The 18316-nt window shown below is 40.8% G+C and carries 12 protein-coding genes; 9 read left to right on the top strand and 3 right to left on the bottom strand.

Annotation, left to right across the window (positions count from 1 at the left end; genetic code table 11):
- Positions 1-175: 175 nt before the first annotated feature.
- The 8 genes from EWM59_RS15855 to EWM59_RS15820 all read left to right on the top strand — a co-directional run bounded on the left by EWM59_RS15855 (position 176) and on the right by EWM59_RS15820 (position 11986).
- Complete coding sequence (locus tag EWM59_RS15855; protein WP_229239373.1) at positions 176-3130, top strand: serine hydrolase domain-containing protein; 2955 nt, start codon at positions 176-178, stop codon at positions 3128-3130.
- Positions 3131-3385: 255 nt separating this feature from the next.
- A complete protein-coding gene (locus EWM59_RS15850) occupies positions 3386-4270 on the top strand; it encodes a sugar phosphate isomerase/epimerase family protein (RefSeq protein WP_130022210.1) in 885 nt (294 codons plus the stop codon).
- 106 nt (positions 4271-4376) lie between these two features.
- The gene (locus EWM59_RS15845; RefSeq protein ID WP_130022209.1) at positions 4377-5543 is read left to right on the top strand and encodes a mandelate racemase/muconate lactonizing enzyme family protein; all 1167 of its coding nucleotides are present in this window, start codon (positions 4377-4379) and stop codon (positions 5541-5543) included.
- Between the two features lie 93 nt (positions 5544-5636).
- The gene (locus tag EWM59_RS15840) at positions 5637-6128 is read left to right on the top strand and encodes a VOC family protein (protein WP_130022208.1); all 492 of its coding nucleotides are present in this window, start codon (positions 5637-5639) and stop codon (positions 6126-6128) included.
- Positions 6125-7093, top strand: a complete 969-nt coding sequence (locus EWM59_RS15835) for a 2-hydroxyacid dehydrogenase (protein WP_130022207.1) — start codon at positions 6125-6127, stop codon at positions 7091-7093. Before EWM59_RS15840 ends, EWM59_RS15835 begins: the two co-directional genes overlap by 4 nt.
- A 158-nt stretch (positions 7094-7251) precedes the next feature.
- Positions 7252-9915, top strand: coding sequence for a c-type cytochrome (locus EWM59_RS15830; RefSeq protein ID WP_130022206.1), 2664 nt, complete (start codon positions 7252-7254; stop codon positions 9913-9915).
- Positions 9916-10138: 223 nt separating this feature from the next.
- Positions 10139-11062, top strand: coding sequence for a ThuA domain-containing protein (locus EWM59_RS15825; protein ID WP_229239372.1), 924 nt, complete (start codon positions 10139-10141; stop codon positions 11060-11062).
- A 33-nt stretch (positions 11063-11095) separates the two neighbouring features.
- Positions 11096-11986: a hydroxypyruvate isomerase family protein gene (locus EWM59_RS15820; protein WP_130022205.1), complete on the top strand. Its 891-nt coding sequence runs from the start codon at positions 11096-11098 to the stop codon at positions 11984-11986.
- A gap of 122 nt (positions 11987-12108) precedes the next feature.
- Here EWM59_RS15820 and ftsY read toward each other — a convergent pair whose 3' ends face one another.
- The gene (ftsY, locus tag EWM59_RS15815) at positions 12109-13065 is read right to left on the bottom strand and encodes a signal recognition particle-docking protein FtsY (protein ID WP_130022204.1); all 957 of its coding nucleotides are present in this window, start codon (positions 13063-13065) and stop codon (positions 12109-12111) included.
- Between the two features lie 115 nt (positions 13066-13180).
- The gene (locus EWM59_RS15810) at positions 13181-13585 is read right to left on the bottom strand and encodes an acyl-CoA thioesterase (RefSeq protein ID WP_207219995.1); all 405 of its coding nucleotides are present in this window, start codon (positions 13583-13585) and stop codon (positions 13181-13183) included.
- 352 nt (positions 13586-13937) lie between these two features.
- On the opposite strand from EWM59_RS15810, the gene metG reads away from it, so the two are divergent.
- Positions 13938-15986 (top strand): methionine--tRNA ligase, encoded by a 2049-nt coding sequence (metG, locus tag EWM59_RS15805; RefSeq protein WP_130022203.1) that lies wholly within the window; start codon positions 13938-13940, stop codon positions 15984-15986.
- A gap of 88 nt (positions 15987-16074) precedes the next feature.
- Here metG and EWM59_RS15800 read toward each other — a convergent pair whose 3' ends face one another.
- Positions 16075-18222 (bottom strand): S9 family peptidase, encoded by a 2148-nt coding sequence (locus EWM59_RS15800; protein WP_130022202.1) that lies wholly within the window; start codon positions 18220-18222, stop codon positions 16075-16077.
- Between the last annotated feature and the right edge of the window lie 94 nt (positions 18223-18316).

Here is an 18316-nt window from a genome sequence, read left to right as displayed (position 1 = left end):
TAGTAATATCTTTACTTTAGAACTTGTTTGCTCACCGACTAAAACGGTCCGCCGTTGCGGTCGGTGGCTAAAATAACAAAGGACTGTTTTAGTATTGTAAGCGGACTTAAGTCCGCCTATGCAAGTCAAAAATAAAAGCCTCTATTCGGCGTTAATGTTTTAAATTTCAGGAATCGTGCTTGTTAGGAAGATTATTTTTACGGGGGCTTTTGCTTTAAGCTTATTAACAGTTTTCAGTTCATTTATTCTATCCCCTAAACCTTTAGATTACCAGACTCAACAGGAAAAGTGGGCAGACAGCCTGCTTGCCACTATGTCTCTGGACGAAAAAGTAGGCCAGTTATTTATGGTGGCTACTTTCTCTAACCGTACCGAAAAATATTACCAACAGGTTGAAAACAATATTGCTACGTATCATCTGGGTGGTCTTATTTTCTTTCAGGGTGGGCCGCATCGTCAGGCTAAACTTACCAACCGCTATCAGCAGATTTCCCGTATTCCCTTAATGATTGGGATTGATGCCGAATGGGGCTTAGGTATGCGGCTCGATAGTGCCATGGATTTCCCGAAACAAATTACTTTAGGTGCCATTCAGGATAATAGCTATGTCGAAAAATTCGGTCAGGAAATCGGCCGTCAATGCAAGCGGTTAGGCATTCATATCAACTTTGCCCCCTCTATTGATGTCAATACCAATCCCGATAATCCGATTATCAATTATCGTTCATTTGGCGAGTCGCAGGTAAATGTGGCAGAAAAAGGATTGGCTTATGTGAGAGGCATGAAAAAACACAATGTTTTAGGCAGTGCCAAGCATTTTCCCGGTCATGGAGATACCGACCAGGATTCACACCACACGCTTCCGGTAGTAAACCATACCTTGCAACGATTAAACGAGGTTGAACTGTACCCATTCCGTCGTCTCATTGCCGATAGTGTGGCCTCTGTTATGACAGGGCATTTATTTGTACCTGCGTTAGAGCCTCGTGGTACTACGCCCACTTCTATCTCTGAAAAGATTGTCACAGAAATGATTAAAAACCAGATGGGTTTTAAGGGCCTGATGGTAACCGATGCCTTAAATATGCGAGGGATTACCCAGGGCTTACAACCAGGTGAACCTGAATTGCTGGCATTTTTGGCAGGGAACGATATATTGTTACAAACAGGTAATTTGCCGGCTGCATTTAAAAGAATCAAACAGGCAGCAGAGACAGGACAGATTACACCGGAGATTCTGAACGCACGGGTAAAAAAGATACTGAAAGCCAAATACTGGGCAGGTTTAAGTAAATATAAACCTGTTGAAATAGCAGGATTGGGCAGTGATTTAAACGGTAAAAAATCGCTTGACCTCAAGGCTGAATTATTTGAACAAGCAGTTACCATTGTTCGCAATCAGGATAATCTATTGCCTTTTACCCATTTAGATACCACTACTTTTGCTTCGGTATCTATCAGCGGAGAATACGAAAATGATTTTCAGAAAACCCTGAGTCAGTATGCCAGCTTTAAACACTTCACAGTACCATTTAAGCCCAGTTCAGATAAAGATGTGGCGTGGGTATTAGACGAAGCCGCTAAATACAAAGTGGTAGTAGTAAGCGTACATGGCATGAATAGCAAAGGTGAACGAAACTATGGCGTATCGCCTGCTACGGTTGATTTCATTAATCAGCTAAGCCAGCGGACTTATGTAGTAGTATGTGCCTTTGGGAATCCGTATGGTTTAAAACTGTATGGTTCGTCCCGTAATCTGGTATGTGGATACGAAGACGACCCTATCTCGCACAGAGTAGTGCCTCAGATATTATTCGGTGCTTTACCCGCCAAAGGCCGTTTACCAGTATCAGTAGCTAACGATTTGAAAGTAGGCAATGGCATACTGACACCTAAATTGGGTAGGGTATCTTTTGGTAATGCCGAAAGCGTAGGCATGGATAGCCGTAAATTAGATGAAATTGAGCAGGTAGTTCAGCAGGGTATCGATAACAGGGCTTTTCCGGGTTGTCAGGTTTTAGTGGCACGTCAGGGTAAAGTGGTATATAATCGCAATTTCGGTACGCTTCGTTATGGTCTTTATGAGCCTGTAAATAGTCAGACCCTATATGATATTGCTTCTATGACCAAAGTTTCAGCAACCTTGCAAAGCGTAATGATGCTGAACGAAAGAGGGGAAATAGATATGAATGAGAAAATAGCTACTTACCTGCCCGAAATGAAAGGCTCCACCAAGGAGAATATGCTCATTTCGGATATACTCCTGCATCAGGCAGGATTAGTAGCTTTTGTACCATTCTGGGAGAAAACCAGAACGGGGAATACATTACGAACCGATTATTATAGTTTTACTTACGATAGCCTTCAGATGCCGCCTAATTTACAGGTAGCTACCAATCTCTATGTCAAACCAAGTATCAGAGATTCAGTATGGCGTTGGGTGATTCAGTCGAAGTTATTGAATATTTATGATAAAGTAGGTGGATACAGGTACACTTACAGTGATTTAGGACTGATGATTCTGCAAAAATTAGTAGAACGCATCACGAATCAGCCTTTAGATGAGTTTTTAGAGCAAAATCTCTACGAACCTTTGGGTATGTCTGCTACTTTATTCAACCCACTACAAAGATTTCCTAAAAACAACATTGCCCCTACCGAAAACGAAGCAATTTTCAGAGCCTCCCAAATACAGGGAACCGTACACGACCCCAATGCTGCTTTACTGGGGGGAGTATCAGGCCACGCCGGATTATTCAGTAATGCCACCGATTTAGTGAAATTGTTTCAGATGAATCTGCAGAATGGCTTTTATGGAGGAAGAAATTTTTTATTCCCCGAAACAGTCAGGCACTTTGCTAAAAACTATACCCAGAAAAGCCACAGAGGTTTAGGCTGGGATAAACCAAGTTCAAGCGATAGCCCCATAGTAGGTTCAACCGCTTCTGACAATGCTTACGGACACTCAGGTTTTACCGGAACCGTAGTCTGGGTTGATCCTGACCGTGAATTGATTTTTATTTTTCTTTCCAACAGAGTGTATCCGATTTCTACCAACAACAAAATCAATACTTTAAGAATCAGAAAAAGGATTCATGAAATAATCAATGAGTCTATTATCTCCCAATAACACTTCTACTCTTAATCTTTTGCTTTCTTCTCTTATTTCCCCTTCAATCATCTTACTCCAAAAAAATCCTTATTGAAGACGTACTAAATCGATTTAACACAGTATTAATAATAATATATCCTGTTATTTCCATCGAATTAAAAGAAACAAATAATATCTTTTAAAAATCAAAATACTAAACAATTACTATTATTTTTGCCTTGAAGCATTTACCCTGATGCTCACGCATATATTCAACTCATATAACCTTTATAAATGGAAATTTCTATTCACAACTGGATGCGGGCAGAGTCCGTAGAGACTACTATTAAACGAATTGCCGGACTTGGATATGACAAACTGGAGATTCAGGGAAGCCCTGAATTGTATGATACAAAAAAAGTAAGTAAGCTACTCAAAGACCACGGATTAACCTGTTGGGGCTCGGTAACCCTGATGCTGGAAGACAGGAACCTGCTTGCCAAAGACAAAACCCAAAGAGCAAAATCAGTACAATACATCAAAGATGTAGTAACTATGGTAAAGGAACTCGACGGCCAGATGGTGTCGGTAGTGCCTGGAACTGTAGGAAAAATCATTCCGGACGGGCGTCCGGACGAAGAATGGGAATGGGCTATTGAGGGTATGAAGCAAATCTATGAATATGCCGAAAGTGTGGGTATCTTAATAGGCATTGAGCCAATCAACCGTTTTGAAACGTATTTTATTAACAGAGGCGACCAGGCTTTAGCACTGGCCGAAGCCGTTGGCCCTAAATGTGGCGTTTGCCTGGATACTTTCCACATGAATATTGAAGAAGACAATACCTACGATGCTATCCGTCGTGCCAAAGGGCGTCTGGTAGGTTTTCATGTGGCCGACAGCAACCGTATGGCTCCGGGCATGGGTACTATCAACTGGCCTAAAATCATTGAAACGCTTCGTGAAATTAATTACGACCAGGTATTATCGGTAGAATTCTGCCCTCCTTTAGATAGAACTCCTGCCAATCCTTATCCAAATTCAATAGACCTGAATCCGGAAGGATTAAGTCCTGAACAAAAGAAATTCTTAGAAGACCACGGCAGTTCTTCTGTTACAGAAGAATTTTATGCCATGCTTACCAAAAAATCTATCGAAACACTAAGACTGCTTATCTAACTTGTGGGGCGAACCGAGCGACGGTCGCTTCCAGTTCGCCTATTCGTTTAAAAAATTCAACAACTGGTAGTTAATACTACCTAATTACCTATTTAATCTCTTATAAATGAAAATTACTAATGTAGAAGCCTTCTGGCTCCGCTGCCCTATCCCTAAAGAAAAACAACACTTCTCAGATTATGGTCTGTTGACAGACTTTGATATGACACTCGTGGTCGTTACTACTGATACAGGTTTGCAGGGATTTGGAGAAGCAAAAGCAGCCGTAGGTTCTTCTGGGGTTTGTGCCTCTATTGTTACCTGTGTTGAGAAGGAGATAAAACCTTTATTAGTAGGGAAAGATGCCCATCATATTACCCGTATCTGGGAACATATTTATAATGGAACCCGTGACCACTATGCTTTAAAAAGAGGCCGTAAGTTTCCGATATTAGGCAGAAGAGGGCTGACCATATCGGCCATGAGTGGAGTAGATACAGCACTCTGGGATTTAAAAGGAAAGGCTTTGGGTGTACCTGTAGTACAATTGTTAGGTGGGGCTTGTAGAGAAAAAATGCCTGCTTATGCCAGTGGTGGATGGGCCGGAACCGATAAAATCGGCGAGCAATTATTAGGGTATGTTTCTAAAGGTTTTCAGGGTGTAAAAATGCGTGTGGGCGTAATGGACGAAAGTGTGCAGGAGAGTATCAGGCGTGTAAGAGCCGCCAGAGAAGCTTTAGGCGAAAACATTAAGCTGATGACTGATGCACATGGCACTTTCAGCGTACCGGAGGCAAAGCAGTTTTGCAGAGGTGTAGAAGATTGTAATTTATATTGGTTTGAAGAACCTATCAGCCCTGATAACCGTCATGGAACAGCCGAAGTAAAAGCCTCTACGGCCATTCCGATTGCAGCCGGGGAAAGCGAATATACCGCATTTGATGTGCGTGATTTAATAGAAGTACGGGCATTAGATGTCGTTCAGCCTGACTCGGCCATTATTGGTGGTATTACAGAAGCCATGCGTGTAGCGCATCTGGCGCATGCCTATCAGTTAGAATTAGCCCCGCATTGTTGGGGTTCGGCATTTTCATTTATGGCAGGTGTCAATGTAGCCTTTGCCGCCCCTGCGGCTACAATCATCGAGTTTTCATTAGGCGGCAACCCGATGATGTATGATTTGGTGCAGGAAAAAATACAGGCTGTTGATGGCATGATAGAAGCACCAACTGCACCGGGATTGGGCTTAACTCCTAACTGGGATTTTGTAAAAGAGTTTAAACAGACGATTTAAGAATATATTTGAAAAACCTGAATGTGCAACATTGACTGGGCATCCCCGTGTATTTTGTGTACATGATGGCTAATAGAAATAACCTATAAAACTATGGCAAAAGCAGTAAAAATAAACCACGTGGCGCTGGTAGTAAGCAATCTGGAAAAGGCTTGCGAATTTTACGAAAAAGAGCTCGGTTTAGAACCTCTTCCGGCTTTTTTGTTTGACTACCCTACTGCCTTCTTTAAATTTAACGAAGAACAACAATTACATTTAACCGAGTGGGACGATACTTATTCATTCAGAGGGCATGTATGTGTGCAGGTAGATGATTTTAATACCATTTTCTATCGGATGAAAGAATTGGGTGTAATTGATATTCTGCCGTGGGGTAAAATCCGCCAGTTGCCAGATGGTGCAATGCAGATGTTTGTGCGAGACCCATCGGGAAATTTAGTGGAGATTTCATCGCTTCCGGGTAGTGAAATAGACCCGAAGATTTTTGAAGATGAATTGTATAAGCCGGGTATTTATGTTTCCGGGCGTAATGATTTCAGAGGATATAAATCAGCCGATGCGACTTTGTATCACGACAGAACATGAAAAAAAACGTATTGCTCTTAGAAACCGTTGCCGACGAAGCAATGGAATTATTGAATAATGCTGCTTCGGCAGGAGAAATAGAAATCTTTACCGCCTACGGTGATACGCCTTTAGCAACCATCTTACAAGAAAATTCGATTGATGGTGTCATTACACGAGGGAAAGGGCAAGGAAATAAACAACTGATGGAGGCTTGCCCTGATTTGCAGGTAATTGCCCGTTGTGGCGTAGGGCTTGATAACGTAGATATAAAAGAAGCAACAGCACGCAAAATAAAGGTAGTAAATGCTCCGGGGTCCAATTCGAGTACCATTGCTGAACACGCGATTACTCTGATGCTGATGTTGCAACGCAATTTGTATGAGTCAGCGAGGCAGGTAAAAGCAGGTAACTGGGAGTGGCGCAATCAGTTTGTAGGTGATGAGTTGCATGGTAAAACCCTTGGTGTGTTAGGCATGGGAAATATAGGCAAGCGGGTAGCCAAATTAGGTGATGCTTTTAGTATGAATGTAGTATATTGGGATAAATTTCCGGTACAATCTGACTATCAGGCTTTGCCTTTAGAAGAAGTACTGCAAGTAGCTGATATTATTACTTTGCATTTACCCTTATTTGAAGACACTAAAAACCTGATTGGAGAAAAAGAATTGGCAATGATGAAGCCGCATGCCATTCTGATTAATACAGCCAGAGGCGCATTGGTAGACCAGAAAGCTTTAGTAGAAGCTTTGAATAATGGTACCATCGGTGGTTTCGGAGCTGATGTATTGGTAGTTGAGCCACCTGAGCAAGATGAGCCTTTATTAAATCATCCTAAAACCATTATTACAGCGCATGTAGGCAGCCTTACAGCCACTACTTACAAAAATATGTGTGTATCGACCGTAAAAAATGTATTAGCTATTTTATCCGGCAAAGCCCCTCAAACTGAAAGTGTTTTTAATAGAAAGGACTTAGGGTTATAGTTATTTGTCAGAATATATAATGCTTGCAAAATGTTTATAACCACAGAGTAAACGGAGTTACACAGAGTATTTTTATTTGAACCGTGTAACTCAGTGCAAAACTCCGTTTACTCCGTGGTTAAATAAAAAACCTGAAATTCAATCCTAAAATATAAAATATGAACGTTAAACCAAATACGCTGAAACTCCTTGTGGTGGTAACCGGGATATTTCTGTTTGTGGCTTCTTACACAAGTTTGAAAAAGAATCCGGCTACGGCAGACGAAAACCCTAAAATAGCCAAATTAAAACTACAACCCGGTTTCAAGGCCGAGCATCTTTATAGTCCATCAGAGAATGAGCAGGGTTCGTGGGTATCTATGGCATTCGACGACAAGGGTCGTATGATTGCCTCAGACCAGTACGGTATCTTGTACCGTCTGACAATTCCTGCTATCGGACAAGGCACTACGCCTAAAATAGAAAAATTAACTATCCAGAATGATACGGTTGCCTTAGGGGCTGCACATGGTTTGCTTTATGCCTTTAATAGCCTATATGTAGTAGTTAATAATTATGGTACCAAGAAACTTCCAAGAAAAAGTGGATTATATCGTTTGCAGGATATCAACGGAGACGACCAGTTTGACAAACTGACCTTAATGAAAGAATTGAAAGGTGATGGAGAACACGGTCCCCACAGCATCATTCTTTCTCCTGATAAGCAATCTTTATATGTAATTTCAGGTAATCATACCGATGCTCCTGAAATGGATGCTTATCGCCTTCCGTCAAACTGGCAATATGACCAATTGTTTCCACTCATAAAAGACCCGAGAGGGCATGCCAACGACCGTAAAGAGCCGGGTGGCTGGATAGCCAATATTGACCCTGAAGGTAAACATTGGGAATTAATAAGTGCCGGATACAGAAACGCTTTCGATATTGCTTTTAATGATGTAGGTGATTTATTTGTATATGATGCTGATATGGAGTGGGATTTCGGTATGCCTTGGTATCGTCCTACCCGAATTTGCCATGCTACCAGTGGAAGTGAGTTTGGCTGGAGAACAGGTTCTGGAAAATGGTCGGCTACTTTGCCCGATAATTTACCCCCAATTATTAATATTGGTCAGGGGTCTCCTACTAATTTATTGTATACAAAAGATGCTAAATTTCCGGCAAAGTATAAGAATACCCTTTTAGCGTTCGATTGGAGCTTTGGAATTGTTCATGCCTTACATCTGAAACCAAGCGGCTCAACTTATAGCGCTGATAGAGAAGAGTTTTTATCAGGCATGCCATTGCCATTAACTGATGGCGCTATCGGCCCTGATGGTGCTTTATATTTCCTGACAGGTGGACGCAGACTGGATTCAGACTTATACAGAGTTTATTATAATGGGTCTGAAAGTACCGATGTATCAGTAGCCACTGCACCTACCAAAGAAAATACATTGAGAAGAGAATTAGAAGCTTTTCATGGCGAACCTAATGCAATGGCAGTAGATAAAGCATGGCCAAATTTAAAACATACTGACAGACTTGTGCGCTATGCGGCAAGGTTGGCTATTGAGCATCAGCCAGTAGCTGAATGGCAGGCAAAAGCATTAGCAGAAAAAGATCCGATTACCATCATCAATGCAATGATTGGTCTGGCTCGTCAAGGAAAAGCCGAACAGAGCGAGGATATGTTGAAATCTTTACTAAGTGTGAATTACTCATCATTATCAGTATCGCAAAAAATAGATTTGTTACGTGCCTTTGAGTTAACATTTTGCAGAATGGGTCAACCATCTACAACAATAAAGCCTAAACTGATTGCTTATTTAAATCCGCTTTTCCCTTCGACTGATGATGAAATAAACAAGTTATTGAGTCGAATTTTAGTCTATTTAGAAGCACCAGGCATTGTATCCAAAACAGTAGCTTTATTAGATAAAAAAGCACCTGTAGGAGCCATAGCAGGTGGAGAAACGGCTACCTCTTCAGCTGATTTAATTATGCGGAATCCTCAATATGGGTTAGATATTGCAAAAATGTTAGAGAAAATCCCACCGGCACAGCAAATATATTTTGCAACTGTATTAAGTTCTGCCAAAACAGGTTGGACACCTCAATTGCAGGATAAATATTTCAAATGGTTTCGTAATGCGCTGAATTTCCGTGGAGGTAATAGCTATATCGGATTCATAGACAGAGCCAGAAAATTAGCATTGGCTAATGTCGCTAAGGACAAAACTGCCTACTATGAAAAACTATCAGGTGCAGACCTGATGTCTAAATCAGGGAATGATTTAGTGGTACAGAATTATCCGAAAGGACCGGGCAAAAACTGGAAATTAGATGTGGCAGTAGAGGCAGTAGAAAAAGGTTTAACGAACCGTAATTTCCAGCAAGGTAAAGATATGTATAATGCCATCACTTGCGGACGTTGCCACAGTGTGCGTGGAGAAGGCGGTAACGTTGGCCCTGACTTAACACAATTAGGTACGCGTTTCTCAACCAAAGACATTTTAGAAGCCATTATTGACCCAAGCAAGGCGGTATCAGACCAATATGCAGCTACACAGTTTATCCTGAAAAACGGGGATTCTGTGGTGGGTCGTCTGGCAAATGAAGACAACAATGCCTATTATGTTTCACAGAACCCTTATGCGCCTGATATGCTGATGAAATTAGCAAAAAAAGACGTAGTTTCGAGTAAATATTCGTCGGTATCGGTGATGTTGCCTGGTCTTATCAATGCCTTGAATGAGGAAGAATTGAGAGATTTAATTGCTTATCTGAAATCCGGTGGTAACGAAAACCATGAGATGTTTGTGCGTAAGACAGGAAAATAATTGTTTTTCGTTTTCGTAGAGACGCCATGCTGGCGTCTTCAAGGGTATATGCCATCCAACAAATGCTATTTGAGAAAATGAAAAAGCAATAGATATTTTTACTATATTCATAGACCTTTGGAGACGCCAGCATGGCGTCTCTACAAAAGATGGATTATTTATAAATCAGCCAGTATAAAATAGAAACTGCTAACCATTACTATTATAATCAACCATTAAACAGATGAATATGACAAATAAAAAACTAAACTTTGTTAAAAGATTCATCATTCTCTTAACTACATTTTCGTTCCTGTTTCTGACTCAGGCTATCGCACAGAAAGGCGCAAAGCCTATCAATGTATTAATAATCGACGGGCAGAATAACCATAAAAACTGGCCGCAGACTACGCAGCTGATGAAAGGGTATCTGGAAGAAACAGGGCTTTTTAAAGTAAGTGTAGCTACTACACCCCCCGAAGGCGGAGATATGGAAACCTTTAAGCCAGACTTTTCGCCATATCAGGTTGTTTTATCAAACTATAATGGCGATTCATGGTCTAAAGCTACCAAAGATGCCTTTGAAAAGTTTGTCAACAATGGCGGAGGATTTGTAAGTGTGCATGCCGCTGACAATGCTTTTCCTGAATGGGAAGCCTACAATAAAATGATTGGTGTAGGGGGTTGGGGCAACCGCAATGAAAAATCGGGGCCTTACGTTTATTATGATGAAGAGAAACATAAACCTGTACAGGATAATAGTGCAGGACGTGGCGGTAGTCATGGCGTAGAACACCAGTTTGTAGTGAAAGTACGCAATACCAAACACCCGATTACTAAAGGCTTGCCGGAAACATGGCTACATGAAAAAGATGAATTGTATGACCGATTAAGAGGCCCTGCCGAAAACATGGAGGTATTAGCCACTGCTTATAGCGACAAAGAAAAGAGGGGTTCAGGTAGAATAGAGCCTATGCTGATGACCATTACTTATGGCAAAGGAAGGGTTTTTCATACAGTGCTTGGGCATGGAAATTACTCACAAAAATGTAAAGGATTTATTACCACGCTCCAAAGGGGAACCGAATGGGTAGCCACGGGAAAAGTAACTCAGACCGTTCCTAAGGATTTCCCAATGGCGGAAACTGTCAGTATCAGAGAAAATTAAATAACTACTATTCAAATTTAACAAAAAGAAACAATGGAAGCTAAATCATCACGTCGTTCAGCCTTAAAAAATATTATAGGAAGTGCGGCCATATTATCAGCCCCAATGACTCTTACCGAAGCATTTGCAGCCAATGAAAAAATATTAGGCAGCGAACTGAACGGTAAAATTAACCACTCGGTGTGTCGTTGGTGTTACAGCAAAATACCTTTAGAAGACCTTTGCAAAGAGGTAGCTGCGATGGGGATGAAATCAATAGAATTACAAGGTCCCGACGAATGGCCAATACTTAAAAAGTATGGCCTTCATTGTGCTATGCCCTGGGGAGCAGGTCTGGGTATCGAAAAAGGATTCAACAATCCGGCTTTGCATGACGAACTGGTTGCCAGTTATGAAGGTATTTTCCCGAAACTGAAAGCTGCAGGTTATGACAAAGTCATATGCTTTTCGGGCAACAGAAAAGGAATGTCAAACGAGGAGGGCATGGAAAACTGTGCCAAAGGGTTGAAAAGATTGATGCCATCGGCTGAAAAACATGGGATTACAATGGTAATGGAACTGTTGAACAGCAAGGTAAATCACAAAGATTATATGTGCGATTATAGTAAGTGGGGCGTTGATTTGTGTGATAAAATAGGTTCAGAAAGATTCAAATTATTGTATGACATCTATCACATGCAAATTATGGAAGGAGACGTAATAGCAACTATTAAAAAATATCACCCGTATTTTGCTCACTACCATACAGGTGGTGTACCGGGTCGTGCCGAGATTGATGATACACAGGAACTAAACTATCCGGCTATTATGAGGGCCATTGTAGAAACCGGATATAAAGGCTATGTTGGGCAAGAATTTGTACCCAAACGCTCCGACCAGATAGCTTCTTTGAAACAAGGCATGAAGATATGTGATATAGCATAACATACGCCTATATTAACACAAAAGCCGCTTCGGGAGCGGCTTTTGTGTTTTATAATACTGCCGCAATGAAATTGTGCAACATCGTGTACATTGTGGCAATAAAATTATAGCAAAGATTTCGATTACTTTTTAAACAAAGAATCCACAAATTCCATTTTATTGAATACCTGCAAATCATCCATTTGCTCGCCTACTCCAATATATTTCACCGGAATTTTGAACTCATCCGATATACCGATTACTACCCCACCTTTGGCAGTACCATCTAATTTAGTGATAGTCAATGAGTCAATCTCGGTTACTTTCGTAAACTCACGGGCTTGTATAACGGCATTTTGCCCGGTACTTCCGTCCAACACTAACATTACTTCATGCGGCGCTTCGGGTAAAAATTTCTGAACTACCCGTTTAATTTTCCCTAACTCATTCATCAGATTTACTTTGGTATGCAAACGTCCGGCAGTATCAATAATAATAATATCGGCCTTCATTTCCATCCCTTTTTTTACCGCATCATAAGCTACTGACGATGGGTCGGTATTCATGCCATGGTCTATCACATCAACACCTACACGTTTTCCCCAGAGTTTCAGTTGGTCAACAGCCGCCGCTCTGAACGTATCAGCAGCACCCAACACCACTTTTTTACCTCTTTTCTGAAACTGATGCGCCAGTTTACCAATGGTTGTAGTTTTACCCACACCATTTACCCCTACTACCATCAACACATAAGGTTTTGGCAGATGCTCGGTTTCAAAACTATCTTTTACGTCCTGCGAGTTGTTCTCAGCCAATAAAGCTGCCGCTTCCTCGCGCAGGATTCTGTCTAATTCTTCAACAGTTGTATATTTATCACGCTCTACCCTTGCCTCAATACGTCTGATTATCTTTACAGTTGTTTCTACGCCTACATCAGAGCTGATCAGAATCTCTTCCAGTTCGTCCAATACTTCCTCGTCAACCTTCGATTTCCCGATGATAGCACGGGAAAGTTTATCAAAAATACTCGTTTTTGATTTTTCTAATCCTTTGTCAAGCGTTTCTTTTTTCTCTTTCGAGAAGAAGTCAAATAAGCCCATTTATAATAATAGTGTAAATATGAATAATTGTCAGACCTGCGGGATTTAAACAGGCTTCAAGACAAAACTATAACAATTTTATGAGAGTTTCAGTTTAATTTTCAAGATACTCTTACTAAAAGCTAAAAAACAGATTAGCTATTTCTTCACTAATACGTTTCGGGCGAAAGGTTTTTGCATCTAACGAAACCCATAGCGTACGTGAGCGGGCCAACACTTCATCTTCCCGCAGAATCTCACAGTGCCGGTCGCTTGTTACTCCCGTAAAATTATCAACCCAGGTTTTCACCATCAGGTTTTCGCTTAAAAAAGCAGGTTTCAGGTAATCAATTTCATGACGCCTTACTACCCATGCAATCTGCGAACTTAGTTCTGTGGGTACTGCTGTATGCCAATGGCTTCCGGCTGCTTCCTGCACATAGCGCAGGTACACAATATTATTCACATGGTTCAGGTCGTCGATGTCTGCGGCAACGACTTTAACAGGAAAGAAATGATAATTGCTTCTCTGGGTTTCCAAGGCATTAGAAGATTAGAGTAATAGATAAGATACTTTCTAACATTATTTTCACACGGTTGATTCTTACAGGGTGCTTAAAATTAGAAATATTGTGCAAAAAGTGTGGCTGATAAAGATATAAAGTTTCAATAATAATAGCATATGCAAAAAAAACAGCCCGTCTGTTTTACTTCATTAAAGGTTTGGTAAATCTTCTCAAACAAAGTTTTATATCGATTTTTATTTCGCATCTGTTCAAAAATCATTTAATACTGTAACTTTGCGAACTTATGTTTTAAATGCATGATTTAGTAATCAAAACGAGGGTTTTGCTCGTTTATTAATTACTAAAATCACACAATTACCATTACCTATGCAAAAATACACTGTTACAGCAGCCTTAATTTACGCCAATGGCCCTATTCATATCGGGCATCTGGCGGGTTGTTATATTCCTGCTGATATTTATGTGCGTTACCTTCGTTCGACAGGTGCTGATGTCGCTTTTATCAGTGGTACCGACGAGCATGGCGTACCTATTACCGTAAAAGCACGATTAGAAGGTAAAACGCCACAGCAAGTAGTAGATTTTTATTACGAGCAAATCAAAAAAGCCTTTTCCGATTTTGGTATCTCGTTCGACATTTACTCACGTACGTCTAATCAGTCACATCATCAGCTTTCGCAGGAGATTTTCTCTACTATGTACAACAAAGGTTTTTTTGATGAAGAAACCAATGAACAATATTATGATGAAGTAGCTCAACAGTTTCTGGCTGACAGATACATTGTGGGCGAGTGTCCTAATTGCGGCAACCCGAATGCGTATGGCGACCAATGTGAACGTTGTGGTTCTACGCTTTCGCCTACTGAACTGAAGAATCCACATTCTACTTTATCAGGCTCAAAACCTGTGATGAAACCAACTAAGAACTGGTATCTGCCACTTGACCGTATGCAGCCTGAGATTGAAAAATATGTCAATAGCCATAAGGAGTGGAAAACCAATGTGCTGGGTCAATGTCAGTCATGGTTAAAAGATGGTTTAAGACCCCGTGCCATGACCCGTGACCTTGACTGGGGTGTGAAAGTACCTTTGGCTGATACAGATGGGAAAGTGCTCTATGTGTGGTTTGATGCGCCTATCGGTTATATTACGTTTACCAAAGAATGGGCAGACCAGAACGGCAAAAACTGGGAAGATTACTGGAAAAACAAAGATACCAAACTGGTACACTTTATCGGAAAAGACAACATCGTTTTCCATTGTATTATTTTCCCTGCCATGTTGATGGCCGAGGGAAGCTATATTTTAGCTGATAACGTACCTGCCAATGAGTTCATGAACTTAGAAGGAGATAAAATTTCTACTTCTAAAAACTGGGCGGTGTGGTTACATGAATACATAGAAGAGTTTCCCGATAAACAGGACGTATTACGGTATGTATTATCAGCCAATGCCCCTGAAACCAAAGACAGCGAATTTACATGGAAAGATTACCAGACACGTAATAATAGCGAATTAGTAGGAATTTTCGGAAACTTTGTGAATCGTGCGCTGGTATTGACACATAAAAACTTCAATGGTGTAGTTCCGGCAAAAGGAGAATTGAGGGAAGTTGATACAAAGGTTTTAGAAGATCTAAGTAATTTCCCTAAAGAAATAGGTGGAGCGATTACTAATTACAAATTCCGTGAGGCATTAACCTTAGTAATGGATTTAGCCCGTCTGGGTAACAAGTATCTGGCAGAAACCGAACCGTGGAAAGAAAAAGACCCGGAAAGAGTAGGCACAATTATGAATATTGCCATACAGATAAGTGCAAGTTTAGCCATTGTATGTGAGCCTTTCTTGCCTTTTACGGCTGCAAAAATCTTTGAAATGTTGAATCTTGACCCACAGCAATGGGAGTCAGCAGGTAGAATAGATTTAATAACAGCAGGTCATAAATTAAATCCTACTGAGTTATTATTCACAAAAATTGAAGATAGCGTAGTAGAAAAACAAGTGCAAAGACTGGCTGAAATTAAACTAAAGAATGAGGTGGACAAGAAAAAGAGAGAAGACGAAACAAAAGCAGTTCCTGAACTGAAAGCAGCCATTCAATACGATGATTTTGCGAAATTAGATATTCGTGTAGGTACCATCTTGGAAGCAGAAAAAGTAGCGAAAAGTGATAAATTGCTGAAATTCCTGATTGACGATGGTATCGAGAAAAGAACCATTCTGAGTGGTATTGCCAAATACTTTACGCCTGAAGAAATGATTGGTAAACAGGTAACTTTCTTAGCCAATTTAGCCCCACGTAAAATGATGGGCGTAGAATCTAACGGAATGATTCTGATGGCAGAAGACCGGGATGGAAGTCTGGCACTCTTGCAACCGCACAAAGCCGTTTGGAATGGTGGCCCTGTGAGTTAATAAGCAGATATAATATATTTTAAAGACCTTTGATAAATCGTTATGAATGATTCATCAAAGGTCTTTAAAATTTAATAATCACTACTTATTACTTCACGCCTATAAAGCGCTCAAAAAACTCATAGATCCTTAAAATTCTATCTATCCGCTGGCGCACATTTCCTGTTCTTGACAATTCATGTGTAGCACCCGGCATACGAACATATTCAACATCTTTACCCAGATATTTCAGACTTCTGAACATCATTTCTGATTGAATTACCCCTGTGCGCAAATCATTTTCCCCGTGCTTAATCAGGAAAGGGGTTTTGATTTGGTTGACGAATGTATAAGGCGAGTTTGCATCTATTTTGGTTATTTTTTCATCTTCCCAAGGCAAACCGAAGTAATTAGGTACTAATCGCCAGGCGTTGGCTTCTCCCATAAAGGTTGTCAGGTCATACACACCCCGTTGGGCAAAAGCGGCTTTGAAACGGTGGTCTTGTGTAATAATCCATGCTGTCAGATACCCTGCATAAGAACCTCCGGTAATGACTTGTTTAGAAGTATCTACCCAACTTTCTTTAGCAGCCGCACTACAAGCGCTCAGTGCATCTTCCTGTGGACCTTTTCCCCAATCACGGTAATTAGAAAACTGAAAATCTTTGCCGTACCCTCCCGAACCTCTCTGATTAGGATATACTACGCCATACCCTTGCGAACAGAAATACTGAAACTCATGCCACATAGATAACTCTCCGGGTCCCCACATAGCCGTTGGCCCACCATGCAATTGTAGTAATAACGGATACTTTTTGCCTGTTTCCATAAAAGTAGGTTTCATAATCCAGTAATCTACTTTTTCACCTTTTGAGTTGGTATACACGTGTTTTTCAGGGTAGCTTAATTTTCTGTCTTTCAGCCAGCTATCATTATGTGCACTCAGCTTTATACCATTTTTCATGGTTAAATCAGCCATGTATAATTCTGACGGATTGGCTACTTCTGTTTTGGCAAAAACGACTTTATCTTTAGTTAGCTCAAATGGTGCGCTGCCTGATTCATAGTCGCTTAAACGCTCAATTTTACGGGTTTTAGTATCCATTCTGAAAATTGGGATACCACCGTTTGAAGAGGCTGACAGATAGAGATATTTATTATCAGATGTCCATTTCAGATTACTCGGTACACGGTCAAATTCTACAACCTGACGATTGGTACCATCAGCATTGGCAATTACTAATTGCCCGAATGAAAGCAGATTAGGCGTGTTCATGGTCATAGCTAATAGCTTACCATCCGGCGAAGGCTCTATGCCTGAAAAACTCTTGCCGTTTTCTGATACCAAAACTTTTCTGTCAGAACTATCAAGGTTTATACTTATCACAATACTTTCTTGCTCACGATCCGGGTGTTGGTCGGCATCTTTGCCACATACCGCCAATACTCTTTTGCCATCAGTTGTCCATTTGGCTTGTCCATATGACCAGAATCCGGTGGTAATGGGCGTAGCTTTGGCATTTTCTTTTACATCTGTAATAAAAATGTGTGAGAAACTCAATTCAGGTTCTACAGATGCCTCGCCCTGAAAATTCAGACGATTGACTACTCTGGCTTTTTTATCTTCTACATCTTTGTCCAAATAGGCTCTTATCTCTTCTATACTTCCATCAGGATTGGCCTTAATTTTTTTGTCTTTCGTCAAAAACTCATTCTTGGCAAATCCTGGTTTCTCTAATGACCATATCGGGCCTGCCTTCGATGGATTTAGCGTAGAATCTTTTAGTAGTTCGTTAAAAGAAATACCCCCGCTAAACAGAATTTTTGAGCCATCGGGTGAGAAAGAAGGGCTGCTTGCCCCATATTTAGAATTAGTCAATTGCCAGGCTTCACCCCCATCTAAAGGCATAATAAAAATCTGTGCTTTACCTTTGGTAGCTCTTACAAAGGCTATGGTTTTACCATCGGGCGAAAAAGTAGCTTGTGAGGCACTCTCCAATCCACGTGTGAGGGCTTTTGGTGTGCTACCAGCCTGCAAATCTATCAGATACAAATGTGTGCGGTAATCGTATTCCAGATTATTATCGGCATTTGTTTCAATGGTTCTAAGGCCATAAACCGCTTTTTTGCCATCAGGCGAGGTAGCAATAGATACTACCTGTTTGATACTGGTTAAATCGGTTACCAAGACTTTTTGTGATTGGGTTTGTGCAAAGACTAAGTTTGAAATGAAGAGTAACGCCAGGATGAGTCTCATTGTAGATAGTTTGTTTTGAGGTTTGTGTGGTAAAAATACGAAAACGAAAGAAATTAAACATACAACACTTTCAAAAGACCCTCTTTTCTGCCAT

The sequence above is a fragment of the Emticicia agri genome, from assembly GCF_004168285.1.
Lineage (GTDB): Bacteria > Bacteroidota > Bacteroidia > Cytophagales > Spirosomataceae > Emticicia > Emticicia agri.
This window is presented reverse-complemented; position numbering and strand designations above follow the sequence as displayed.